Annotated in this window: 22 protein-coding genes and 1 tRNA gene (1 of these 23 running past the window's edge); 8 read left to right on the forward strand and 15 right to left on the reverse strand. The window is 57.3% G+C overall.

Annotated features, from left to right (window positions below; translation table 11 throughout):
* Genes NOR97_RS01970 through NOR97_RS01980 form a run of 3 tightly spaced genes read right to left on the reverse strand, consistent with a single transcriptional unit; the run spans position 1 to position 5,070 of the window.
* Positions 1-948 carry a PD-(D/E)XK motif protein gene (locus tag NOR97_RS01970; protein WP_257600047.1) on the reverse strand — a complete coding sequence of 316 codons (948 nt, stop codon included), beginning with the start codon at positions 946-948 and terminating at the stop codon, positions 1-3.
* Positions 941-3,679 carry a Z1 domain-containing protein gene (locus NOR97_RS01975; RefSeq protein WP_257600048.1) on the reverse strand — a complete coding sequence of 913 codons (2,739 nt, stop codon included), beginning with the start codon at positions 3,677-3,679 and terminating at the stop codon, positions 941-943. Before NOR97_RS01975 ends, NOR97_RS01970 begins: the two co-directional genes overlap by 8 nt.
* Positions 3,679-5,070 carry an ATP-binding protein gene (locus NOR97_RS01980; RefSeq protein WP_257600049.1) on the reverse strand — a complete coding sequence of 464 codons (1,392 nt, stop codon included), beginning with the start codon at positions 5,068-5,070 and terminating at the stop codon, positions 3,679-3,681. The genes NOR97_RS01975 and NOR97_RS01980 overlap by 1 nt, the downstream gene beginning before the upstream one ends.
* Positions 5,071-5,643: 573 nt before the next feature.
* On the opposite strand from NOR97_RS01980, the gene NOR97_RS01985 reads away from it, so the two are divergent.
* Positions 5,644-5,787: a hypothetical protein gene (locus NOR97_RS01985; protein ID WP_257600050.1), complete on the forward strand. Its 144-nt coding sequence runs from the start codon at positions 5,644-5,646 to the stop codon at positions 5,785-5,787.
* Positions 5,788-5,837: 50 nt separating this feature from the next.
* On the forward strand, positions 5,838-6,518 hold the full coding sequence (locus tag NOR97_RS01990; RefSeq protein WP_257600051.1) for a hypothetical protein: 681 nt from the start codon (positions 5,838-5,840) through the stop codon (positions 6,516-6,518).
* 1,334 nt (positions 6,519-7,852) lie between these two features.
* Here the strand turns inward: NOR97_RS01990 and NOR97_RS01995 are convergent.
* The 3 genes from NOR97_RS01995 to NOR97_RS02005 form a co-directional block, all read right to left on the reverse strand.
* Positions 7,853-8,224: a helix-turn-helix domain-containing protein gene (locus NOR97_RS01995; protein ID WP_306978690.1), complete on the reverse strand. Its 372-nt coding sequence runs from the start codon at positions 8,222-8,224 to the stop codon at positions 7,853-7,855.
* A 160-nt stretch (positions 8,225-8,384) separates the two neighbouring features.
* On the reverse strand, positions 8,385-9,956 hold the full coding sequence (locus NOR97_RS02000) for a DUF6538 domain-containing protein (RefSeq protein ID WP_257600053.1): 1,572 nt from the start codon (positions 9,954-9,956) through the stop codon (positions 8,385-8,387).
* 89 nt (positions 9,957-10,045) lie between these two features.
* A tRNA-Val gene (locus NOR97_RS02005) sits at positions 10,046-10,121 on the reverse strand.
* A 295-nt stretch (positions 10,122-10,416) separates the two neighbouring features.
* Here NOR97_RS02005 and modA point away from each other — a divergent pair.
* The 3 genes from modA to modC are packed head-to-tail and all read left to right on the forward strand — an operon-like array spanning position 10,417 to position 12,991.
* Entirely contained in the window at positions 10,417-11,196 is a 780-nt protein-coding gene (gene modA, locus NOR97_RS02010) for a molybdate ABC transporter substrate-binding protein (RefSeq protein WP_257600054.1), read from the forward strand.
* Positions 11,197-11,201: 5 nt separating this feature from the next.
* Positions 11,202-11,894, forward strand: coding sequence for a molybdate ABC transporter permease subunit (modB, locus tag NOR97_RS02015; protein ID WP_170347349.1), 693 nt, complete (start codon positions 11,202-11,204; stop codon positions 11,892-11,894).
* Positions 11,891-12,991 (forward strand): molybdenum ABC transporter ATP-binding protein, encoded by a 1,101-nt coding sequence (modC, locus tag NOR97_RS02020; RefSeq protein ID WP_170347350.1) that lies wholly within the window; start codon positions 11,891-11,893, stop codon positions 12,989-12,991. The genes modB and modC overlap by 4 nt, the downstream gene beginning before the upstream one ends.
* Before the next feature lie 2 nt (positions 12,992-12,993).
* On the opposite strand, the gene NOR97_RS02025 is transcribed toward modC, so the two are convergent.
* Complete coding sequence (locus NOR97_RS02025; RefSeq protein ID WP_257600055.1) at positions 12,994-13,920, reverse strand: Hint domain-containing protein; 927 nt, start codon at positions 13,918-13,920, stop codon at positions 12,994-12,996.
* The gene (locus NOR97_RS02030) at positions 13,921-14,433 is read right to left on the reverse strand and encodes a toxin-activating lysine-acyltransferase (RefSeq protein ID WP_171172747.1); all 513 of its coding nucleotides are present in this window, start codon (positions 14,431-14,433) and stop codon (positions 13,921-13,923) included.
* Between the two features lie 185 nt (positions 14,434-14,618).
* On the opposite strand from NOR97_RS02030, the gene NOR97_RS02035 reads away from it, so the two are divergent.
* Positions 14,619-15,026, forward strand: coding sequence for a hypothetical protein (locus tag NOR97_RS02035; RefSeq protein WP_257600056.1), 408 nt, complete (start codon positions 14,619-14,621; stop codon positions 15,024-15,026).
* 3 nt (positions 15,027-15,029) lie between these two features.
* On the opposite strand, the gene hemF is transcribed toward NOR97_RS02035, so the two are convergent.
* The 4 genes from hemF to clpS are packed head-to-tail and all read right to left on the reverse strand — an operon-like array spanning position 15,030 to position 18,106.
* The gene (hemF, locus tag NOR97_RS02040) at positions 15,030-15,914 is read right to left on the reverse strand and encodes an oxygen-dependent coproporphyrinogen oxidase (protein WP_257600057.1); all 885 of its coding nucleotides are present in this window, start codon (positions 15,912-15,914) and stop codon (positions 15,030-15,032) included.
* A 5-nt stretch (positions 15,915-15,919) separates the two neighbouring features.
* The gene (locus NOR97_RS02045; RefSeq protein WP_170347355.1) at positions 15,920-16,720 is read right to left on the reverse strand and encodes an SDR family NAD(P)-dependent oxidoreductase; all 801 of its coding nucleotides are present in this window, start codon (positions 16,718-16,720) and stop codon (positions 15,920-15,922) included.
* A gap of 36 nt (positions 16,721-16,756) precedes the next feature.
* Positions 16,757-17,722 carry a class I SAM-dependent methyltransferase gene (locus NOR97_RS02050; RefSeq protein WP_257600058.1) on the reverse strand — a complete coding sequence of 322 codons (966 nt, stop codon included), beginning with the start codon at positions 17,720-17,722 and terminating at the stop codon, positions 16,757-16,759.
* A 42-nt stretch (positions 17,723-17,764) separates the two neighbouring features.
* Entirely contained in the window at positions 17,765-18,106 is a 342-nt protein-coding gene (gene clpS / locus NOR97_RS02055) for an ATP-dependent Clp protease adapter ClpS (protein WP_152456986.1), read from the reverse strand.
* Between the two features lie 93 nt (positions 18,107-18,199).
* Between clpS and NOR97_RS02060 the strand changes: the two genes are divergently transcribed.
* Positions 18,200-18,901, forward strand: a complete 702-nt coding sequence (locus NOR97_RS02060; RefSeq protein WP_257600059.1) for an HAD family hydrolase — start codon at positions 18,200-18,202, stop codon at positions 18,899-18,901.
* Between the two features lie 279 nt (positions 18,902-19,180).
* Complete coding sequence (locus tag NOR97_RS02065) at positions 19,181-20,575, forward strand: D-alanyl-D-alanine carboxypeptidase family protein (RefSeq protein WP_257600060.1); 1,395 nt, start codon at positions 19,181-19,183, stop codon at positions 20,573-20,575.
* A gap of 57 nt (positions 20,576-20,632) precedes the next feature.
* On the opposite strand, the gene NOR97_RS02070 is transcribed toward NOR97_RS02065, so the two are convergent.
* The 3 genes from NOR97_RS02070 to NOR97_RS02080 form a co-directional block, all read right to left on the reverse strand.
* Positions 20,633-21,880 (reverse strand): hypothetical protein, encoded by a 1,248-nt coding sequence (locus NOR97_RS02070; protein WP_257600061.1) that lies wholly within the window; start codon positions 21,878-21,880, stop codon positions 20,633-20,635.
* 149 nt (positions 21,881-22,029) lie between these two features.
* Positions 22,030-22,791, reverse strand: coding sequence for a LamB/YcsF family protein (locus NOR97_RS02075; protein WP_257600062.1), 762 nt, complete (start codon positions 22,789-22,791; stop codon positions 22,030-22,032).
* A 12-nt stretch (positions 22,792-22,803) separates the two neighbouring features.
* Positions 22,804-23,427 carry the 3' portion of a biotin-dependent carboxyltransferase family protein gene (locus NOR97_RS02080; RefSeq protein WP_257600063.1) on the reverse strand. 375 nt of this gene lie beyond the right edge of the window, so 624 of the gene's 999 nt are visible here — the last part of the coding sequence; its start codon lies beyond the right edge, outside the window — the gene reads right to left on this strand; the stop codon is at positions 22,804-22,806.

Below are 23,427 nucleotides of genomic sequence, written 5' to 3' on the forward strand. Positions count from 1 at the left end.
TCAACAACTCCGCAAAATCTGGTTCAGGTCTTCTGACCGCTCAAAGGCTGCGCAGGCATCCAGACGGATCGCATAGCTCACCTCTTCGACGCCCGGCGGCAGAGGTGGCACCAACCTGGGGAAACCTTCTCTGACTTCGAATGTCCGCACCGTCCCCAGATACCAGCGGCGGTTTTCCTCGACCGTTTCGTCCTGATATCCGGTCGCCGCGAGCCTCTGCTCCCAAAGGTCCAGTGCCTCAATGTCCGCATCGAACAACTGGGCCGTGCAGCGGACGTGATCGGCCAGGTTTTGTCCTTCGTCTCCCAGCAGGGTGTCGACGTCGTGCACCCGCAGGCAGAACCTCGCGCCTTCGATGTCCGACAATTGCGCTTCCGATGAAATGCGCACCTTGGGGTGCGCGCCGCTGCGCCGTGCCTTAATCTCGAAATACAGTCCGGGCAGCTCAAAATCCTTGGCGCTGTTCTCAGGGCCTTTCCAGGCATCCACGGCTTGGGTCGGTCCGATGTTCTGAACCAGCTCTCTGAGGAAGGCTAGCTCGGCCACCAGACCCTGCTGTTCTTCAATAGACAGGCCGCGCCTGCCGCCGCTGCGCAGCAGGTGATGCCAGCGCAGCGTTCGACTGACTGCGCGCGATAGGGCGTGCTGCGGTTCGCTCGCCTGTTCAGCCGCGGCTACGACGTCTCGGCACAACGTCTCGAACAAGTCGATGTGGGCCTTTTCCTGCAAGGTGATGCAATAGGAGTTCCGGCCATCGACGACTCGGTAGAACACCCCGATATGCTTCAGCTTGGGCAGCGAGCATACTTCGGACATATCATCCGACATCCGCAGAAGCAGGGCAGGCGCGTTGTCGGGCATGCGCACCCAGAAGAAATCATGGCACCCCTTGCTGTTCACACGCCGCGCCCCGCTAGGGGGCAGTCCGTCCCACGGCGTCTCAGTCATCTTCGAAGGCTCCATCATCCTCTTCATCCGACCCATAGATCTCGCGGAACTTCTGGGTATTGATGATGTACTCCACCCGATCGCTCGGCTTGGCGGATTGGGGGAAGCTGATGCTCCAGCCGATGACGGGCCGATCTGGGATCCGGTCCAAGTGCGGGAGATCGCCTTCCTCCGGCGGCCGGACCTTGACGACATGGAGCACGAACAGCGGCTTGTCGCGCACCTGCCTGTATATTCTATCCGGGAATGAAGGCCGGTGGGATTCAGGCTTTCCGTCCTCTTTCAAGCTCTGAAGGTATTCCTCTTCTGCCTGTTTCGCCTTCACCGGCTCGACACCGATCTTTTCCACGCCGCGTGAGGCGATACGAGCACGTTTACCGCTCATGGAAAGCATGTGGTCAGTCAGATCCTTGTAGCCGACGCTGCGCACCTGAGGGCCTACCCTCCACCCGGCGATATCGAACAGCTCCGTGTCGCCGGAAACGCTGGTGACCAACACGTCCCATTTCTCCAGTTCGTCATGCTGTCGCTCGCCGATGTAGGATCGGATGGGCGTGGTTTGCGTCAGGAAGGCCTGTTCGTGGTTGCGCCACGCCAGCAGGAAGTTGTCAATCAGGTTCACCGAGACATCGCGGATCAGGAAGCCACCGGTTTCCTTTTTGGCTGAAGACCGGTGGAAACCTGCGCTGGATAGGCCCTCCAGGAATTTCCGGGCGGCGTCTTCGTTGGCTGAAATATCTGCCGGTTTGGCGCTGATCTTGGCCGTTTCGACCCAAGCGTTGGACAGCCCGATCAGCACGTGCTTCTGGCCCGACCCCATCTTGTTGCGCGCGGTCACCAACAGTGATGCAGGATGGCTGCGCACGGCCAAACCGAAATCGGCGGGCGAGGCCTTTGCCTTCTCCATCTTCTTGAGTTCCAGATGGAGCTCCTCACTGGCCTCGGCGATGTGGGCGTACCAGTCGATCGCCTCTGATGGCATCCAGATCCGACACAGATCTTCGTACCCGCCGCGGTAGCCGAACCACCGACCCATCTGCATCAGGGTGTCGTACATCATGGTGTTGCGCAGGAACCAGGTGATCGTTAGGCCTTCGAGAGTAAGCCCCCGCGACAGTGAGAAACCGCCGACTGAGATCACGGTCTGACCGACGGGGGATTCACCGGAATAGTCCAAGCCATTGGATCGGCTGTTGACCTCGACGACCTTGGCTGGCGCCACGGCGTCCAGCATGGCGCTTTGGATCGGATCCCAATCCAGTTCGGCTTCCGCGTATTCCCGTTGCCAGGTTTTCTGCAAGGCGGCGATCTGAGGGTCGCGTAGTCCGTCCCTGCCACGCGATCCGTTGACCCGCAGAGAATCGAGAATCGCACCTAGGTATTCGTGTAGACGGTTCCGCAATCTGCCTTGGACATCAGTGAAACGGCTCGCGTTGACCAGCATCGAACAATGAGAAGATGCCTGACCGCGTAGGTTCCTGATGGTGCGGGCGATCAGAAATGCTCGGGCTGCCTCCTTGAGGCTTTCAGGCAGTTCATCCACCTTACGGTCGATCTTGTGTTTGATCGGCAGGATATCTTCGTTGTCACGGATGGTGCGCAGCCAGACAGGATCACCTTCGTCAGGGATGCCGTCGATGAAGATTTTCTTCGCGCCGAAGTAGTTCGACGGCGCGTCCAACCCGACGATGAAGTGTTTGGGGAACAGGTCTTCCTTCAACACGTCGTCGTACTGATCGGGATCGACGAAGATGTTGGCGAAAGGCGTCGCAGTGTAGCCGACATAGCAGCTGCGATGAAACATATTCAGAAGATCGCGGATCTGACTGTTGATCTTCGTGATATCTTCTTTGGAATACTTGGTGTTGATGGACGCGTTGTCAGCCTCGTCATCGATCAGCAGCATGGGCTGGTCGATCATTTGATCGTCGCCACGTGCGCTGTTCTCGCGCAGCCAGTCCAGAAGGTTCTTCAAAGTGCTGTGGTTCTTCTTAATCACCAGCACCACGGGCACCTTGTAGGAGTCGATCTGGCTGGTGTTGGTAGACGCGGTGCCTTTTTTGAAGTCGAACAAGGTGTTAGTGAGACTCACCGGAACCTTGCGGTCGTCGAAAAGCCCGACACCGATGGCCCGGTTTCCCTTTTTGCCTTGGGTTGCAAGGCGCCCCGTGTCGCGGCCGATGAAGCCCTCGTCGATCCGCTCCTGGGTCTGGTTGCGCAGATTGTTGTGGATCCCGGCAATGACAACGATAAGCCGATACCCTGCGTCGGCGGCTTTGCAGATGAGCCCGGTGTAGTTCGCCGTCTTACCGCTCTGGACGTGACCAACCACCATGCCCCGGCGATCCCACTTTTCGGCCAGTCCCGGGTTGCCTAGCCGCCCAAGTATTCGGTCGGTGATCTGGTCCAGACCGGTTACGACGTCCTGCGGAAGACCATTCTTGTGCAATAGCTTCTTGTAGCGGTCCCAGTAATAAGGATCGATGCTGGCCTTGGCTTCGTCCAACCAGGGGCGGAAACTCTCGTCGTCGACGGTTGCGCCAAGTCCCATGGTTATGCCGAACCGCTCTTCAATGTCGCGAGCCAGCTGTTCCAACGCCTCTGGAGCGGCATTCACGTTGAGAGCAGCGTTCATGGTCTTGATGAAGCTTCTAAGATCGTCGCCGCTCTTGCGCTCATGCGCCAGAGACTGGGAAACGACGTTATCCAGATGCTTGAGTTGTGCGCTCACTAATGTTCTCCTTGCTCGATTTCTTCAGCCAGCTGCCGGACGGAATCCTTGTGATTCACGAATGGCTCGGTTGAACACAGGGTCTTGAGGATTTCGGAACCTGTCATGCCGGTCTTCAGTAGTTCCCGAATGGCGGTTTCGGCCATTTCCGACAGATCGGCGAAATCCGACCTGTCCGACTCGACACTTTCGGCACCGCCAAGCATGTCGGCATGCAGCGCTGCGACAGGCAGACCGGACCCCAGAAGCGTGATGCAGGCCCGAAAACCGTGTCGGAACTCCTCGGGCAGGAGATCCGAAAAGCCTTTGATCGACGGGTGTTCTATGTTTGGCCGGTACACGATCCCGCCATCTTTCTGGATGCGGTTCCAAAGCGGCAGGTTTTCTTCTGACACCAGCTTTCGGCCGCGACGCTGATATGTGCGTTTGGAGGTTCCTTGGAGCCTTTCGACGATCTTGCGAAGACGCTCCCGAACGATGGGCGGCATCTGGGCTGACGCTTTGCGCACGTCGATCTTCCAGTCCGCGTCCATCGTGTTGGGGATGTCGACCCTGACACGCGACAGTTTCGTCAGCTCGGTCTGCCTAGCTAGGCCCAGCCAGCTACCTGCGATGATAAGGCGCTTTTCCCTGTAGATGTAGAACCCCTGCGATCGCAGATGCCCCTCGGGCCCGCCCAGCTCCTCCCATTCGGCTCTCGACATCATCTTGTGATGCGGCAGTGTATAGCATTGGGTAACGACCTCGCCTCTGACCAAGGGCAGAACTTCTTCCGGATCGACCTGCGTTGCCTTGTGGGTCGTGGCGAAAGGGTCATTCGGCGCAAGAAGCCGACCGTTCAAAAGGAGTTTCAACTTGGGTCTGCTTCCCTCCATGTAGCGGTGGAAGCAAAGGCGCAGGTGCCGTTCCGCGCCCGACAGCGCCTTGTTGATCTCAGCGGATCGTTTGGCCGTGTCGTGCCGGAAATTAGTCGAGAGTCGGTCCAACTTGCGCCAGAGGACTATTGTTCCGGTCTCGGGCAGTCTGTCTACTGCAGGAAGGCCATGGAGGTCGTCCTCCAGATCCACGTTCCAGACATTCTTTTTCGCCACCTTGTCCAGATCCCAAGTGGCCCCCGAAGTATGTCCGTCCCTGCGGGAAATCACAGTAAGCTGGCGGCATTGCGAAAAGCTGGCGCTCTTCAACCCCAAGCCAAAGCGACCAAGATCGTGTCCTTCGCGCTCGGCCAACGGGTTTTTTGAACCCGGTCGCATGGCTTCTATGAGTTCTGCCTCCGTCATGCCGGATCCATCATCGACGATCGCGATCCAAGGTTCGTCGGTAGTTGTTTCGGCCAGAACCTCGACGCGTCCGGCTCCGGAGGTGACCGAATTGTCGATGATGTCGGCCATGGCAGTTTCTAGGGTATATCCGAAGTCCCGCATGCCTTCGATCAACGATGCGGCATGTGGTGTGGCATCCGCCTGCCTTTTTCCGTTGATTTGTAGGTTGCCTTGGACTGATTGCACGGCTTCTTCTCGCTGTCTGTCGTATTTGCTTGAAATCTGCAGTCTTTTCTCGAGTCCCGAATTGACACCAGTTCCTGCGAAAGGTGAAGAGGTCATTTCGGTTTCTCTCCCAAATTCGGATCGGGCCGTCGCGTTCGCAGAGTTCGCCCCGCGGCCGCGTTCAATTGCCTTCAACAGTTAAAATGGTGATGCGCACTAAGTGAAACCACCTGCCTGAGGTTTGAAAGTCTGCCATTTCCTTTCGATCTGGCGCCATTTTTAATGAAAGTTGAGATCAACAAGATGGTAGGCGTCGCCCGAGGTGGATGTGTCCGCTGACCAGGTGGTCCTCGGATCGATGCAAGCAGTTGAAGAGTATTCCGCAATATGTCGAAGTATTCCACTTGATCCCGTGTCGCCAATGCCATTTGGCATTTAGCTTTTGAAGGACTGCAACTCAGAAAAAAGGAAGCGGATATGAAAAAGCCGAACCGCAATGCCGACATCAAGAACCCTAACAAAGGTACTCCGGGGCAGAACAAGACTCATGCCAAGGCGCAAGGAAATCGCGGCAAGCAGCTGAACCCCCACAACAAACTTGCGGGTTCAAAAAAGCCGTGATTCATATTGTACGGGGCCGTTTGTCGGCCCCGGCAATTTTAGAAAGAACAATGACCAAAAAACCAACTTCGAAAAAGGACAAGTTCCCTCAAACAAAAGAACTTGTGCGTATCGCCTTGAATGATGGAATGACCCAGGCAGCAATTGCAACCATGTGCAGAACTCAGCAGTCACAGGTGAGCAAATGGAAGTCGGGCGAGCGATTGGCGGCCCGCGGTCAGGTAACAGAGTTACTCAAACGATATGGCGACAAATTCCGCCGTGTTCCTTTCAAACTCTATCAGACGAGGGGCAATTCCAGCGCGTCTGAGCAGTTGGTGCGTGTCGAAGGGAAGTTGATACTGAGAGAGAAGTTCCGCGCGACATGTGGTCTTGCAGGGCGCAATCGTGATGGTTGCACGGCGCTACGCATCTCTGTCCATCATCAAAAAGATGAATTCTTTGTTGTCGTGGTCGAAAACACCTGTGCACCTTTCCCTGGCCCAGGTCTCCGCCACCAAGTTCCCACTATCACGGATCGGCATGCATCATGGTTTTTGTGCGGAACGCTTGCGGCGGCGATAAAGGAGTGCAACATCGGGGAACTGCTGAACTGGATGTATAGCCTTGGTAGGAGCAAATCAGTCGATGATTTCCCGGGACTGTTCGAGCTTCCATTTCTTGTGACAGAATCGCTTTTGAACCACGGGTTCAAGTTGAAAGGTATTGTGGAATTCAAGGTGCCTGAATAGACTGGCGGTCCACAACCAGACAGCCCAACCAGGCATCCCGGCACCGCCAAGTAACGGAAAAGGTGCGTCAGGTTCGTGAGCAGTACTGCACGCCACGCGGTCGAGCCTTTTGCTTTCGCGTCGCGCACGAACCGTTTTGGACCGAACGGGACGACCCGAGCCAAAGCCTAACCCGCGATGGCAGGCTCCTCCCCAAGGGGTTAGGGGTGGGACAGCCGCCAAGCCGCGAGCCTGGCTCGCCGCTTGGCGGCGCTTTTTTCGTTTTATGGGTGGGAGTTTGAGCGCCAAGGGTATGATAGCCTTCGGGGCCGGTTGTCCAGTTTGCTTGGAAACCAATTTGTTGGTTTGCGGCAGGCTGGAAGGAGGGGCGATCGGTCCTTGCAACCACTCCTTGCAAAAAATCTAACAATGACAGGCGCGTCGGTTCGCCTCAAAATTTGACCCCGGATTTTGCAAAAATGGCCAAATGTCAAACTAAGGATGGTGCTGAACCATCTATACAGCATGGGGAACTTAGAGCGGCGTAGGGAAAAGGTGGAAGTATACGGGCCGTCGGTCGGGAGCACTCCTCCCGACGATCTCTGTTCACACATCTCTGGAGATCACCAAGCCTTTTAGGGCGCGCCTGCGTTCTTGCCTCCTCACGGGAAAGCCTAAGCCGTCGAGAGTATTCTTTTTTCCGGCACGATTTTTTACTTCTTGAGTATTCGCAAGTTTCCCATCTCGGAACGTTAAAAGATCTACTTGGCCTGTTCGGGCGCGTAAGCTCTCTATATGGCTCGTGCTGAGCCAAGCTGTACGCTGGCCTGAGTTGAATAAGTGTTCTTCTCTATGCCAAGTGTGACCCAGCATGTGTTTCGTCGCTCAGAGAGCTTTTCTGGCTTGCGTTCGGTTGCGTTTCTTCCAGAGAGTCATGTTTTATTGGGTTTTTGCGCTTAATAGGTTTACCTTTTGGTTTGAAAAACCTGATTTCGGGCCGGATCTGTCAACTTAATGTAAACTTAGTGTAAACCTTTTGGCCTGAAACCGGCTGTTTTGACAGGTATAAGGTTTACATTCCGTCGAACCCGGGAAGGCGGATGTAAACCTTTGTCAACCTTGTGCAACCTCAGTTCAATCAGCGAGGGACCCAGCGAGGCAGGGTTCACCAGCCATTCCGCGCCGCAATCTCGAAAACCCGTTCCATTTTTCTTTTTGAGGTCGACAAAGGCGCCTCAATAGCTGCACTCTCCGTAAGGTAGGCTCAGGATCACTCCCGTTGCTCACGTCACGGAGGAACCGCAACCAGGCGAGCTCATTCATTGTCAGGACGTCTTTCTGGTCATACATGGCTCCTACCTCCCGAAGATAGTCTTGATCGCCGTCTCTGACCGACTGGTCAACCGAGGATCGGTGTTGTTGGAGGCCTTGCGAATTGCCTTTAGCCAGCCAAGTTCATTCGACGTGACAGGTTCTCCGAACACCTCGAAAACTGCCTCAGCTGCAGTCAGGCCGATCGACTGCTCAATTGCGAGGCGCATAAGGTAGGCAGCGTCGCATTCCAGAGCTTTCGCTAAAGCCGGGACGCGATCCAATGCCACCTTGGAACTACCCTGCTTGATCATTGTAATCATGTTCGGGTTGACGTATCCCACCTGCGCCGCGATCTCGGCTTGGCTCTTGGTAGGTTTCAGCTCGAGCACCCTTCGTTCGACATACGTCGCCATCCGGGTGTCTCCATACGGTTTATTTGTCATCGCTATCCTCTCAGAAGTGATGCAGCACGCGCTGCATGTCTTCGATATAGCGATGATCTGGATGGGAATGCGCGGCGGGAGAAGCAGAAGAAAAGGCCTCCAGAAGGGGCAACTCGGGATCTTGCGAACCCTAGTTCCCACTCAGTTCATACCAAGGCAACGGTTCTATCGCATTTATCTTTGCTGTTAGAGTTACATCGCCATAGTCGTCACCTGCCGTCTTTCCGGCATGCCCTTGGATGGCATCAACCACGCGATCTGAGATACCAAGTTCACGACACTGAGTCTTGAAACGATGCCGCCACGCATGATTGGGCAGCAAACCTTCTGGCGCCAGCCCGGACTTACTAAGCCATGCTGCAACCTGATTTGCGATACGCTTTGCTTTGCGTGAATAGTCCTCTTGTTTCGTGCCGCCATGGAACATTGGGCCGGGATTCGAGGCTTCGACAAAATCGATGAAGCCCTCGCTTATGATCTGGGGATGCAGCGGGGCGTCACGATATCCACCTGTCTTGATTGAACCAGCGTCGGGCGTGATCCTGACAACCCAATGCCCATCGATCTTGCGCACGTCTTCTTTTCGAAGCTGGGTAATCTCAGATATGCGCGCGCCGGTAAAGGCGCAGATGATTGGTGCCCATCGCTTTGCATCGACCAAGTGCGATTTTTCCCTGACGTAGCCACGCTCATCTTCGTTGGGTTGATAGGTGCGGCTGGCCCTCAAGACCTTGTTAGCTTCGGTCACCACGTAGCCGCGTTCTCTGGTGTGTTGTTTCTTAGGCTTTGCTTGCCGCACATTGGCAGTTGGGTTCTCAGTCAGCATTTCGTTTTCGACCGCCCACGAAAATAATGACCTGATGGTTGAGAGATACACGTCACTGACTGTCTTGGCGGACAAATCATTCATCAGGCAATCACGCCACGCTATCAGGTCTTTCTTAGTGACCCGTGTGGCGTCGTCGTGTTTCAGGTGTTTGACGAGCTTATCAATGACCGGCTGTTGTCGGCCTGTGCCAGACCGCATGAACCCGGCTTGCTGACGGTGCGCAACATAGCCTTTCCAGAGCTGTTTAATGCTGACCGGAGTAGGGGCGTTTTCCGAGGGCTGTGCGTTCACAATGATTGATGCGGTGGGTTTGCCTGTAAAATCGCCTTCATCGCGCTCAGCGACGTGCGCAAGTGCTTCTAGCTCCGCATGGCAAAGGGCACGAGCTATCTCACGCCATTCGGTGCTGCCCGGTGCTGCATCAAGGTTGCCAGCGGCCCTGAAGCGTTCAATCTGCGCACCGACCAGTTCACCCAGTTCTGCGTCATTGGCGTTTCCGGCTATGGCGGTGCGTAGGCGTTCGACCAGCAGGTCATCGATGCCAACTGCAGAGTAGCGTGGATCATTTCTAAGCTGATCATCTAAGGCCATGCGCTGGTGGTAGTGGCTGTGCGCGATCTGGCCTGGTGCCAGCGGAAAGCGGGCTGGGGAGTTGGGTTGCTGGTTCGGGTTCGCTTTTTGCTCAGCCACTGCGATCTGGTGTTGAATCTGCGTAACAGCCCCGGGCAAAAGCTTGAGCGCCTCGCGGCGATCACCGCCCAGCGGGATACGCAGTTCGGTCTTGCCGATGATTCCGCGCAGGTCTTTCGGAACCACAACACGTGCGTGATACCGTCCGGAACGGTTTACGAGGTGACGAACTCTGCCTGCCATGGGAACTCCTTTTGTAACCAAAGTTGTAACCTTGAAGCGGACAAATGCCCCTATTTGCAAGGCTTTTCTTTTATATCAAAAGGTTAGGATGGTGGGTGATGAGAGACTCGAACTCCCGACATCTTCGGTGTAAACGAAGCGCTCTACCAACTGAGCTAATCACCCGTGATGCTGCATTTAGCCAAGCCTGCGGGCAGGTGCAAGAGGGTCTGGAAGATTTTCTTGCGTTCCGTCTTCGGCGGCCGATCAACGGGGCATCATGCAAGCAGTAGGCAGAACAAGCGGGCGCTCTGGGCGCCTTTCGGGCCGGAAGGTGCACAGCCTAATTTTCAGACAGATCGATGGAAAACGCCTTGCTGAACCTGCGACCCATCACGTGTAAATGGCCAAAGGCGCTTGCGCGCCACCGGTGGCGTCCGATATCCCCGGAGAGACTGAAACAAACCGGTCGGGAGTTTACATGACCCTATCCTTCGCCCGCCGATTTTGGATGGTGGCATTGGTCCTTGGCGTGACGGCGCTGGCCCCGATCCGGGCCGGTGCAGAAGGCATTCTGGTCTTTGCAGCGGCCAGCCTCAAGACCGCATTGGACGAAATCGTTGCCGGATACGAAAACCAGACCGGTCAGAGCGTTTCCGTTTCCTATGCGGCGTCGTCGGTTCTGGCGCGGCAGATTCAGCAAGGCGCACCTGCGGATGTGTTTGTCTCGGCCAATACGGATTGGATGGATGTGTTGGAGCAGGATGGTCTAATTCGGACAGAGTCTCGAGTGGATCTGCTGAGCAACGGTCTGGTTCTGGTCGGGGCTGAAGATCATGCGCAAGTGGGTGAAATCCAGCCCGGATATGACCTTAGGACGGACTTGAAAGAAGGCTATCTGGCCATGGCATTGGTTGATGCGGTGCCTGCCGGGATTTATGGCAAAGCTGCTTTGCAGAGCCTGAACCAGTGGGAAGCTGTGCGGACACAGGTGGCGCAGGCCGACAATGTGCGCGCTGCGCTGGCTCTGGTTGCGGCAGGGGCCGCGCCACTTGGGATCGTGTACCAATCAGACGCCAGGGTGGAAGAAAGGGTCCGGGTCGTAGCGACTTTCCCTGCCGATCTGCATCCACCGATAATTTACCCTGCGGCCCTGACCCTCAATGCAAAAGAAGGAGCACACGATTTCCTTGAACACCTGAAGACGGATGTTGTCACGGCTGTATTTCTGGAGCAGGGATTTACCCTGCCGGGCAGGTGATTGCCTTGAATTGGTTGGGACCTGCCGAAGTAGAAGCCTTGAAACTTTCATTGCGCGTGTCCTTCTGGGCGACGCTGGCGACGTTGCCGTTTGGGATATTTGTCGCTTATGCTCTAGCGCGTTGGCGGTTTCCCGGGCGACAGGTTTTGAACGGTCTGGTGCATTTGCCTTTGATCCTGCCGCCCGTTGTCACCGGATACCTGCTGTTGCTGACCTTCGGCATTCAAGGGCCGCTGGGGCGGATCTTGGCCGAGTTCGGGATCGTAGTGGCCTTTCGCTGGACAGGCGCGGCCCTTGCCGCCGGGATCATGGCCTTCCCTTTGATGGTCCGGGCGATACGTTTGTCGATCGAAGCGGTGGACCCGAAGCTGGAACAGGCAGGGGCAACTCTGGGCGCGTCGCGTCCGATGGTGTTTTGTACGGTGACCTTGCCGATGATTTTGCCAGGGGTCATAGCCGGGGCTATTCTGGCCTTCGCCAAGGCCATGGGTGAATTCGGTGCGACGATTACCTTCGTGTCCAACATCCCGGGTCAGACGCAAACATTGCCTTCGGCTGTTTACGCGTTTTTGCAGGTCCCGGGCGGCGAGGCCGCTGCGACGCGGCTGGTTCTGATCTCGATCGTCATCGCGATGAGCGCGTTGTTGCTTTCAGAATATGTGGGACGCCGCGCCGCCGCGCGGGTGGCCGGATCATGAGCTTGTCTGTTCGGTTGCACCATGATCTGCCGGGGATCGATCTGGACGTCAGTTTTGATGCACCCCCTGGCGTAACAGTGCTGTTCGGGCGCTCGGGATCGGGAAAGACCACCATCGTCAACGCAGTCGCAGGGTTGCTGCGGCCCCGGGCGGGCCGGGTGGCGGTAGATGACTGGGTTCTGTTCGACACGGAACAGGGGCTCTGGCTGCCGCCGCATCGGCGTCGATTGGGGTATATTTTTCAGGAAGGGCGGTTGTTCCCTCATCTGACCGTGCGCCAGAACCTTGCCTATGGGCGATGGTTCGCGCCGAAGAATACACGGCGCGAAGACCCCGACAAGGTCATCGACATGCTGGGCATCGGTCATCTGCTGGACCGCAGACCTGCCGGGTTGTCAGGCGGAGAGAAACAACGCGTCGCCATCGGGCGGGCCTTGTTGGCAAGCCCGCGATTGATCCTTGCCGATGAACCGCTGGCGGCACTGGATGATGGGCGAAAAGCGGAAATCCTGCCCTATTTCGAGCGCCTCAGGGATGAGGTTTCGGTTCCGATCCTCTATGTGACGCACTCGGCTGCTGAAGTGGCCCGATTGGCAACGTCCGTCGTTGCGTTGCAGGATGGCAAGGCCGTTCGTCATGGGCCCGCATCCGAAGTTCTTGCCGACCCGTCTGTGGCCCCTACGGGTGTCCGTGCCGTCGGGGCCGTGTTGCAGGTTCAGGTTGCAAAACATCATTCCGATGGGCTGACGGAATTGAATGCCAATGGCGCGCGGTTGTTTCTGCCTCGTATCGGACATGAGATCGGAGCCAACTTGCGTATTCGTATTCCTGCGCAGGAAGTGATCCTGTCGAACAAAAAACCCGAGGGGCTTTCGGCGCTGAATGTGCTCAGCGGTACTGTCGAAGAGATCCGGTCGGGCGAGGGACCCGGTGCGATCGTGTCCGTAAGGACTCCGGCGGGCAATGTGCTGGCGCGGGTCACGCGCCGATCTGTTGTGGCCCTGAACCTGCAACCGGGCAGCACATGTCATGCGGTGATCAAGACGGTTGCGTTGGCCCCGCAGGATGTCGGCGGACATATCGTGGCCGGTAGTTAGTCTCATGCGAGCGCGCGGGCTTCGTGTTCGCGCAGTATCAGACGAGCCGCGCGCCCGAATCCGATATGACCCGAGGTCGGCCTGTCCGGGAAAATTGCGGCCAGCTCTCGCAACGCGTCAGAGGACAAGGCATACAGCGCCTCTTCCCCCAGAAACAGGCTTTCGGCCAGCGCTCCGTTGGCGCTCAGGATTTCGTGGCGGTCCAGCAGGACGTGGAGATACTCGATGGCTTCAACAGATGTATCGATGCCAATGCCGGGCCATCCGCACAGGTGTTTGGCGGCAACCAGGGCTTCGGATGCGCCGAAAAGCAACTCGACCTTCGGGCCCTTTACCAGAATTCTGTGCTGTTGCGACACGAGAAGGTCGCAAGAGGGTTCGTTCGGCCCCAGACTGTCCGCCGAGATACGAACGGGGCGCAAAGCAGGTTCATCGCATAATCGTTCGCGTGGAATCCTGCTGCTTTCGATCCAGCGGATAGGTTGCAGACCGTGATCGGCAGTGGCCACCATATGCCCTGCGCCCAGCGTTTCGATCGCAAGCGGGCCGCTTTCAGTTTCGATCAGAGTTCCGGCCGCAAAACAGACGCCTTCAATCCTGATGACCACCTCCACCGGATCCGGTGTGCCAGTGAATGGAAGGGTGAATGGTCCGACTTGCGTTGTACCCGAGACGCTGATGAAGAAAGAATCGAAGACAACCTCGCCTTTGTCGAGGCCATCGAAAAATGTCGGGTCGACGGTATAGGTCCACTCTCCTGTGTTCGGGTCAATCGAGGCGGTACCGTTGGCGGGCTGTGCCGCAATCGTCCAGGTTTGCGTGACCGGATTGAAGTTTCCATTGTCCAGAGTGGGTTGCCCCGTCTCAACGTTGGGTGGAAACCCAGTCACATCCCCGGTCAGTTCGCCTGTGATCGGAACTGAAACCAATTAACCCTCGCCTTGCTGCAACACGCGTTCAAATTCCTTCTTGCGATACAGGCGCATGTGAACCTCGCCCGCTTCATCCCGCGTCCATTCGACAATGCGATTGCGTGTCATGTCACTGTCCATCCGGTTGGTGCGCACACGCGGGTGCGGGATTTCCTGCTTGAGGATATCAACAATTTGGCTGGTCTGTCCAAACGGAGCCACAAGATCAATGATCCAGAAGGATGATCCGCTGGTGAAATCCGTGTCGGAAAGGGGCTTTTCTTTCACCGCATAACGGAATTCGGCTTCGGGGCTGAGCCCGGCGAAGGTGACAAAACCACGGGGGAATCCGTGCTGTCGGAAGATATGGTACTGGCCCAGGCGAAACGGAGTTTCGAACGCGTACAAAACCTGTGCCAGACTGCGTTTCTGATGTGTTTTCGTCAAACCCGCCAGAAAGAACATAGCGCCCAGATCCGCGTATTTTTCCGGCGTGAAATCGAACCAGTCTTTTGGAAACGTCTTGCTCAAAGAGATGCCCAACAGTGTAACGGGAACCAAAAGTCTACAGCGAGTGTACTGCTTTCCTGCAATATGGGTAGAATAAATTCTTTGATGTGGTCAGTGTTGCCGGCTCGTTGGCCTGTCCTGCTTTACTCGCAGGTCGTCCCGACTATGCTATTGGTATCGGACCCTTGTTTCGGGATATCTGGATTATGCGTTCATTCAAGACTTTGGCTGCTGCCGTGCTTTTGTCGATACCTGCGATGGCCGAGGCTGTCGGGTTCGGCCTGTCCGTTCGGCCGCAATTTCGTACGGAAATCACGCCAATGCCGGACGGTGTCTACGAGGTCAAGGCCATCGGATCGTCGGCGCCCGTGAACTATTGGTGTGGGATCGGGGACTATGCGATCCGCAGTCTGGGCGTGCCAAACAACCAGCGGATCTATATCTGGCGCGCCTATGAACCCGGTGTCCGGACCGTGCAATTCTCGCTGAGCCCGCCGCCGGGGGCGGATACCAAGCCGGGATATTCCATCACCGTCAGGAAGGTTGGGGCCAATATGTCGGCGTCGTCGGCGCAGAACTACTGCTATGACAATTTCATCATGGACACGTTCTAAGCGTCAGACCCATTTCGCCATCGGCGGCAGGCTCATCAGAACGGCGTCCGGGTCATGTCCGGTTTCCAGTCCGAACTTGGTGCCCCGGTCATAGACCAGATTGTATTCCGCATAAAGACCGCGATGCACCAGCTGGGTGTCTTTGTCGGCGTCCGAGAAACCCTGTACGCGCCGCTTTTCAACCAATGGCAGGAAGGCCGGCAGGAAAGCCCGACCGATATCCTGCGTCAGGGCGAAATCGGCCTGCCAGTCCCCGGTGCAATAGTCATCCATGAAAATGCCGCCCACGCCGCGTGCGCGTTTGCGGTGGGGGATATAGAAATATTCGTCCGCCCACTCTTTCAGGCGTGGATAGTGCCCGGGACCATGCGGGTCCAAATGGGCCTTTTGGGTCGCGTGGAAATGCGCCGTGTCTTCATCATACTCGATGCAGGGGTTCAGATCCGACCCGCCGCCGAACCACCAGGCGTGCGGGGTCCAGAACATGCGGGTGTTCATGTGCACCGCCGGGACATGGGGGTTCTGCATATGCGCCACGAGGCTGATCCCCGAGGCCCAGAAACGCGGGTCTTCGGTCATCCCGGGAATGCCTTTGCGCGCTGCCATTGCCTGTTGTGCACGCTCGCCCAGGGTCCCGTAAACCGTCGAGACATTGACCCCGACCTTTTCAAACACGCGCCCGCCGCGCATCACGGACATCAGACCGCCCCCTGCGTCAGAGCCGTCCTCGGACTGGCGTTTGGTTTCCTTCACTTCAAAGCGGCCGGGTTTTGCGTCGGAAAACGGGCCGGTGTCGTGGCTGTCCTCCAGTGCTTCGAATGCGGCGACAATATCGTCGCGCAATTGGCGGAACCAGGCAGAGGCGGTGTTTTTTTCTGTTTCGAACATGGGTCTTAATGCGCAGGTGCGGCAACGGGGTCAAGCAATGTGCGGCCACCGTCGATTGTCAGGATCTGGCCGGTGATGAATCCGGCTGCATCCGATGCCAGATACTGCGCAGTTTCCGTCAATTCGGTGGCCGACGCGATGCGGGCAAGCGGTGTGTGCTTTTCGATGTCGTCGCGGAATTCTCGGTTCTCTCTCAGGGTCGATTGCAGGGATGCACTCATGACCGAGCCGAGCGCAATCGAATTGACCCGGATGCGGTTCGGCGCCAACGCCACGGCTAGTGAACGTGTCAACTGATCCAGCGCGGCGGTAGACACGGAATAGGCCATCAGGTCCGGATGCGTGCGGCGGGCCGCGATGGATGACAGGTTGATGATCGATCCGGCCGGGTTTTCATCGTCATCCCCGGCCTGTTTGATCATGCGTTTCGCGACCAGCTGGCTGAGCCGCAGCGCAGGCATCAGGTTCTGGTTCAGCAAGGTGCGCATCGAGTCGTCATCGGGGTCCAGCGGATCAGACTGGATCACCTGGCGCGCGCCGTTGATCAGAATATCCACCTGATCAAACGCATCCAGTGTTGCCGACAGCAAATTGGCAATGGTCAGTTTTTCGCGCAGATCGCCTGCGAAGTAGCGAATATTGCCGTCTTCTGCCTGTTCCCCAAGCTCATCGATCAGACGTTTTTCATCTATATCGGCGAACATGACATTTGCGCCCGCATCCGCGAAATGCCGACCTATGGCCAGCCCGATGCCATTGGCTCCGCCTGTAACGATTGCTGTCTTGCCTGCGATGGAAAAGGACATCCGAATCCTCCTGAATTGGGGGCAGGTTAGCTGGCCTTATCGCCGAGGGCGAGAGGCCTCAAACACCTTGAACCGGTTGTCGCCGGCGGCTTCATCGACCCGAGCGAAGTGTTCGTTCAGAGTGGTTTCGTAGGGGAGATGGCGATTTGCCACCATCCAGAGCGTTCCGTTGCGCATCAGATTGCGTGCCGCTGCTGCGATGAAACCCTGCCCCAGCGCAGGGTCGGCACTGCGTGAGGTGTGAAACGGGGGGTTCATTACGATGGTGTCCATTGGCTCTGGCGCAGACCAGGTGACGGCGTCAGCCCAATAAAACCGGGACTTCGGGTCAGAGGCGTTGATGCGCGCACAGGCAAGGGCCGTGTGATCTGCTTCGACAAGATGTACGGATTTCACAGTGTCGCGCTTCAGGATCTCTGCGGTCAGATACCCCCATCCGGCACCCAGATCGGCCACGCGCGGCCCCAGCTTGGCGGGCAAGGCCTTCAGCAACATGGCCGAAGCGGGATCGATCCCGTCCGCTGAAAACACACCCGGTGCCGTGTGGTACCCATCGACGATCTGTGTCTTTGGCGCAGCCCAATCTGCAAAGCTCTGCGGGTCGGCCTGAAACCAGAAGATTTTCCCGTGTGCTTTGGACAGAGGTCCTTCGACCGAGATCCTTTTGCGAACATCTTTCAGAATGCTGTCCACGCCATCGGTCTTTGCGCCATCGATCACGACAACGCCGCGGGCTCGTGAACTGGCCAGATGGATCATTGCCCGCGCCAGCGCCTTGGCGCGCGGCAAAAACACAATGGCATCCTGACAGAGGCCGTCTGTTTCTGGCACCGTGTCAAAGCCCTGCGCAGCAAAATGGTCGTGAAAAGGTTTGAACGGTTGCACCACCTGCGCTTCATTGGGAAGCGCCGACAGATCATGGGCCGGAACAGGGCAGATCACGCTAAGGGGCGACGACAGCGACAGGCCGTTCTGCAATGCAAGTTCCAGGCGAGGGGACATGGGCAATTCCGGCAAATATGGGTGATTGTCAGGCAAAAAGCCCTATTCTTCGCGTTCCATGGTGCATTGCAGCGGGTGCTGGTGCCTGCGGGCGAAATCCATGACCTGGCCTACTTTGGTCTCGGCAATCTCATGGCTGAAGACCCCGACGACGGCCACACCTTTTTTGTGCACGGTCAGCATGATCTCGAACGCTTCTGCATGGGTCATGCCGAAGAAACGTTCCAGAACATGAACCACGAATTCCATCGGCGTGTAATCGTCGTTCAGCAACAGCACCTTGTACAAAGGCGGACGCTTGGTTTTTGGGCGCGTCTGCACCAGAACGGACGCGTCGCTGTCGTCGTCCGGTTCGTCAGACATCATCCAGGTCTTTTCCAGCATCGTAGGCAACTGTCCGATTCAGTTTTGGGGTTTATCTTCGCGCTTATATAACGTGGGGATGGCCGGTGAAAAGAGCAAGCGGACGTAAACGAGATGACTGACAAGCTGACGACAATCGGTTTCGATGCGGATGATACTCTGTGGCACAATGAGCGTTTTTTTCAGCTGACGCAGGCGCATTTTGCTGAATTGCTGGCCGAGCATGCCGACCGGGACCATCTGATGGAGCGGCTTCTGGCGGCCGAAAAGCGCAACATTCGACATTATGGCTATGGTATCAAGGGCTTTGTCCTATCGATGATCGAAACCGCGATCGAGGTCACGGACGACCGTGTTCCGGCCTCGGTCATTCGCCAATTGATCGAAGCCGGCCAAGAGATGCTGGCCTATCCGATCGAGCTGTTGCCCCATGCCCGCGACGCGGTGGAAGGCATGACCGGCTTGTGTCGGGTTGTCTTGATCACCAAAGGGGACCTGATCGACCAGGAACGGAAACTGGCCCAGTCGGGTCTGGGCGAACTGTTCGACGCGGTGGAAATCGTGTCTGAAAAGACCCCTGACACTTACCGGTCTATATTTGAGCGGCATGGCGATGGCCCGACGAGCGCGATGATGGTTGGCAATTCCATGCGATCTGACGTCGTGGCTCCGATTCAGGCAGGAAGCTGGGGGGTTCATGTCCCGCACGGCCTGATCTGGGAGGTGGAGCATGCTGAAGCCCCGGTCGACAGTCCCCGATTCCGGGAGTTGAGGGATTTGGGCGGTCTGGCCGATCTGGTGCACAGCCTGAAGTGATGTTGCCTTTTGGCCGCAGTTCCACGAAAACCCTGCCGGGCGTTGACCAAGTTCTGCCTCAATCGCGCATCTGGTGGGCTTTGGGCGGCATCTGTCTAGATATAGCCCTGTTCGGGCGGCCTGACGAAACCGCGAAAAGCTCAGCTTTCGGTTTATTTCACCAAGTCTCTGTGATAGTCTGTACGATAATAAAACAAAATTTGCTGACCGGGAAAACCCGGCGGCGCGAGGCAGACAGAGGCAATAATCGTGCAGATTCGGCGGACAGTTCCGGCCCGAATGGGCTTTCTTCTCATAGTGTTGCTATGTGCTCTGGCGATTGCGCCGCTCAGGTCCATGGCGGCACCTTACGCGGCGATGGTGATTGATGCCCGAACCGGAGAGGTTCTGCATTCGCGCAATGCTGACACAAGACTTCACCCGGCATCGCTGACCAAGATGATGACGCTTTATATCGCGTTCGAAGCGGTGCGGAACGGTGAGATCACGCTGGATACCCCGGTTCGGATCACCAAAAAGGCAGCAGCCGAGCCGCCATCGAAGCTGGGGCTGCGCGCCGGTCAGACGATTGCTTTTCGCTATCTGATCCGCGCGGCTGCCGTGAAATCGGCCAATGATGCCGCCACGGCCATCGGCATTGCCATCAGCGGATCCGAGGCAGCTTTTGCGCGGCGCATGACGCGAACCGCCAAGGCGATGGGGATGAGCCGCACGACCTTCAAGAACGCCCATGGTTTGACCGAAGCGGGTCATCTTTCGACCGCACGTGACATGACCACGCTGGGTCGGCATCTGCTGTATGACTATCCGCAATACTACAATCTGTTCTCGCGCCAATCGACCTATGCAGGGATCAAAACCGTTCCCAACACCAACCGCCGCCTGCTGGCGGCCTACAAGGGCGCCGACGGCATCAAAACCGGGTACACCCGTGCAGCGGGGTTCAATCTTGTGGCATCGGCAAAGCGCAAGGATGAACGCATCATCGCCACCGTTTTCGGCGGAAAGTCCGGCGCCTCTCGGAATGCCAAGGTTGCCGAGCTTCTGGATTTGGGCTTCCGCCGCGCCCCGTCGCGTGCGCCCATTCGCAAACCTGCCCGACCGGCCTATGCTGGAAATACCGGATTGGGTGTCGGGACGCAGGTCGCCAGCGTGAGCGGCGCGCCAAAATCCAGTTTGCGCCCGGTTCGGCGCCCGACCGCGGCAACGCAAGTCGCAAGCACGGTTGCAGCGGCGGCTGACGAGAATCGCGACAGCATTACCAGCGCGATCGCGGCGGCCATTGCAGAGGCGGATATCGCGCCAACTGCACCGCCTGTGGAAACATCCGATACCCGTCCGGCATTGCGCCCCGAAAACCTGGTTCTGGCTTCGACGGATTCCACGAAACAGCCAGAGCCTGAGCAGGAGGTTGTCACTCGGTTGTCTTCGTCAGGTGGGCACCTGTGGGGGGTCAATGTGGGTCGCTATACCACGCGGTATGAGGCCGAGAAGGTTTTGCTGAAAACCGCATTGTCGGAAATGACCACTCTGGAAGGCACGCTGCGCAAGGTGAACCAAAGCGCGCGCGGGTTTGACGCAACCTTTCAGGGCATGACGCGCGAACAGGCGGATCTGGCCTGTCGCCGTTTGCAGGCCCGCAACGTCACCTGTTTCATGATCGGGCCATCATAAGGTTCGGCATTCTCTCTCCTGAACGGGTCTGGGCTGCGGTTTTCCGCAGCCCTTTTTTCAGTCGAAAACGTGACCGTGCTGGTATTGTTCATCCTGCCCGGCGGCAGCCGTCAGGGCGGCGACGTTGTCCTTGGTGAAGAACCCGTCGTATTTGTGACACCGCTCGATATACTCGGTAATCAGCAGGGTGTGCTTGGAGTGTTTCGAGAAGATCTGTTTCAGGTTAGGGTCGTCTTTGCACTCACCCACCACATGGGCCAGGAACGGCACACCCTCGTCCTTCAGGGTGTTCACCACGAAATCGACGTTCTTTTCCCCGGTACCGTGATCGCCATCCTGAATCTCGACCGCCATGTGGTGCAGGCGACGGCCAAAATTGCGCACGAAATCTTCGGTCGGCATCGGCAGTTTGGCGAAGGAGTTGACGAAGGATGGCGTGTTGTTTGCGGTGAATACCTTGGCCGGAGACTTTTTGTCATCGTCCACATTGCCGTTGCGGTTCACGTTGGTCGATGAGTTCATGTCGAATATGTTGTAAGCGCCCCAGAAATAGTAGGGCACCATGGTCAGGAACTCGAGAATCGCATCCTCGCGCTCGCCCGCCAGCACCCGCGTCGCAAGATGGTCGATTCCCAGCATCAGCGGGGCGATCCTGCTTTCGGTTCCAAAGGCGGCGGCCTGTTCCAGGCGGGCCTGTTCCGTATCGCTCAGCAACACGCGATCCCCAAGGCCCAGACTGTCGGTATCGTTAAAGTCGTGGGTCGAATACCCGACGCGGTTGCAGGTGAAATCGGACGGGGTGGTGAAACGGTACCCGTCTGATGTGTAGAACGGGTTTTCGGTGTCGCCGGAATACTCGAAGCGTATGTTCTGATCCTCAAGTGCTCGGGTCAGCGCGTCCAGATCACAGGCAGCGAAAACCTCACCTACGTAACGCGTCTGAGGATTGTTGCGCGCAAGCGGGTACATGCGGTTGATGCGGGGGATGAAATCTTCAAACCCGGGGCTGAGCGGGGCCATCAGGATCAGCGCGGGATAGTCGGGATGTGAATGCAGTACCGAAAACCTGTGGGTCTGCCCCAGATAGCTGGCGGTGTGTCGATACGGCGTCATCACGTAAAGCTCGACCATTGTGTCGAACACCGCGTCGGGTTCAACCTGAATGATGATGGCCCGCATTGCGCCGACCTGATCCGCAATGCCCGAGCTTGTCCGGCGTTCGTAAATCTTCGGAAGGTATTCATTGAAGAAATCCGAGTTCTTCTTGTCGCCCCGGGGCTGATAAGACATCAAATCAAATGACATTCCACGACCTCCTTGCACTTGCCCGCTGCGGGTCAATGCATTGTTTGCAATTATGGTATTCAGAATATGCGTTTGCCCGTCATGCTAGGCGCTGAGGCCTGCACGGGCAACAGTCGTGAAATTGGGCTGCCGACGTTAACGCATGATGTTCAGCGGGTGAATTTCGTCACCTCGACACCGCCCCCGATCAGGCTTTCGCGAACTGAACGGGCGATCTGAACGGCAGTTGGTCCGTCCCCGTGCAGGCAAATCGTGTCGATGGATGTCTCCAGCCGCTTGCCGCTTTCGGTGATGATCGCGCCTTCACGCACCATGTTCAGGATGCGTGGTCCGGCGACATCTGCGTCGTGGATCACCGCGCCGGGCAGGCTGCGGTCAACCAATGTTCCGTCGTCATTATAGGCACGGTCAGCAAAGATCTCGCCCACCCATTTGCAGCCCAGCTCGCGCACGGCGTCTTCCTGTTTCGTCACGGCAAGAACCATCACGATGATGTCGGGATCGACGTCCAGCGCGCCCTGATAGCAGGCCCGCGCCATATCCATATCGACCGAACACATATTGGCCAGTGCGCCGTGCAATTTCAGATGCCGCACTTTGGTGCCGACCGCCTTGGCCATGCCCATCGCCGCACCCAACTGATACCGCACAAGGTTGCGCAGATTTTCCTGGGACAGCTTCATGTTCCGGCGACCAAAACCTTGCAGGTCCGGAAACCCGGGATGCGCGCCGATGCCGACACCATTCTCGGCCGCCAGCTTCATTGTAGATGCCATTACATCCGGATCACCCGCATGAAATCCGCAGGCAATATTGGCGGAGGTGATGATTTTCAGAAGGCTTTCGTCATCGCCCATTTTCCATGGACCAAAGCTTTCCCCCATATCGGCATTCAGATCGACGCTTGGCATCGGCACATCTCCTTAGTCGGTGGCAGAGATCACTCCGCTGATCAATTGGTAGGACAGCAAGTCCGGGATGTCATGCGGGTCACGCACCAGCGCCTCGACTTTTGAGGGCAGGCGGGCAAGATCCGCCAGGAATGCCGCGTGCAAATCGGCGGCCTGATCCAAGGTCACAAATTCGAACGTGATCGCTCCGCCCGCGGGCGTCTGCGCTGCGCGGGGCATGTCGCAGGGCAAAACGGTCGCGATGCGGGGGTACCCTCCGGTGGTCTGGCATTCAGGCAGCAGAATGAATGGGTCTCCGGTTCCGGTCATCTGGATGTCGCCCGGGGTGATCACCTCGGACAAGATGTTCAGTTGGCCAGTGGCCGCAAACCCGTCGCCGTCACTGTTCACTTGCATCCCCATCCGGTTGGCGCGTGCGCCACGTTGGAATGAGGTTCGCGCAAACCGATCAAGCGTTGCGTCATCAAACAAGGACGTCTGAAAACTGGCAACGACACGCAAAACGCCACCCGAGAAGCGCTCGGAGGGGGTCAGTTTCAAACCTGCGTCGCCTGCATCCGGGCCACATGTCAGCCTGTCGCCTGGCTGCACTGCCCGCCCGATCCGTGCCGTCAGATGCGCGGATCGAGATCCAAG

Source organism: Ruegeria sp. YS9, assembly GCF_024628725.1.
Lineage (GTDB): Bacteria > Pseudomonadota > Alphaproteobacteria > Rhodobacterales > Rhodobacteraceae > Ruegeria > Ruegeria atlantica_C.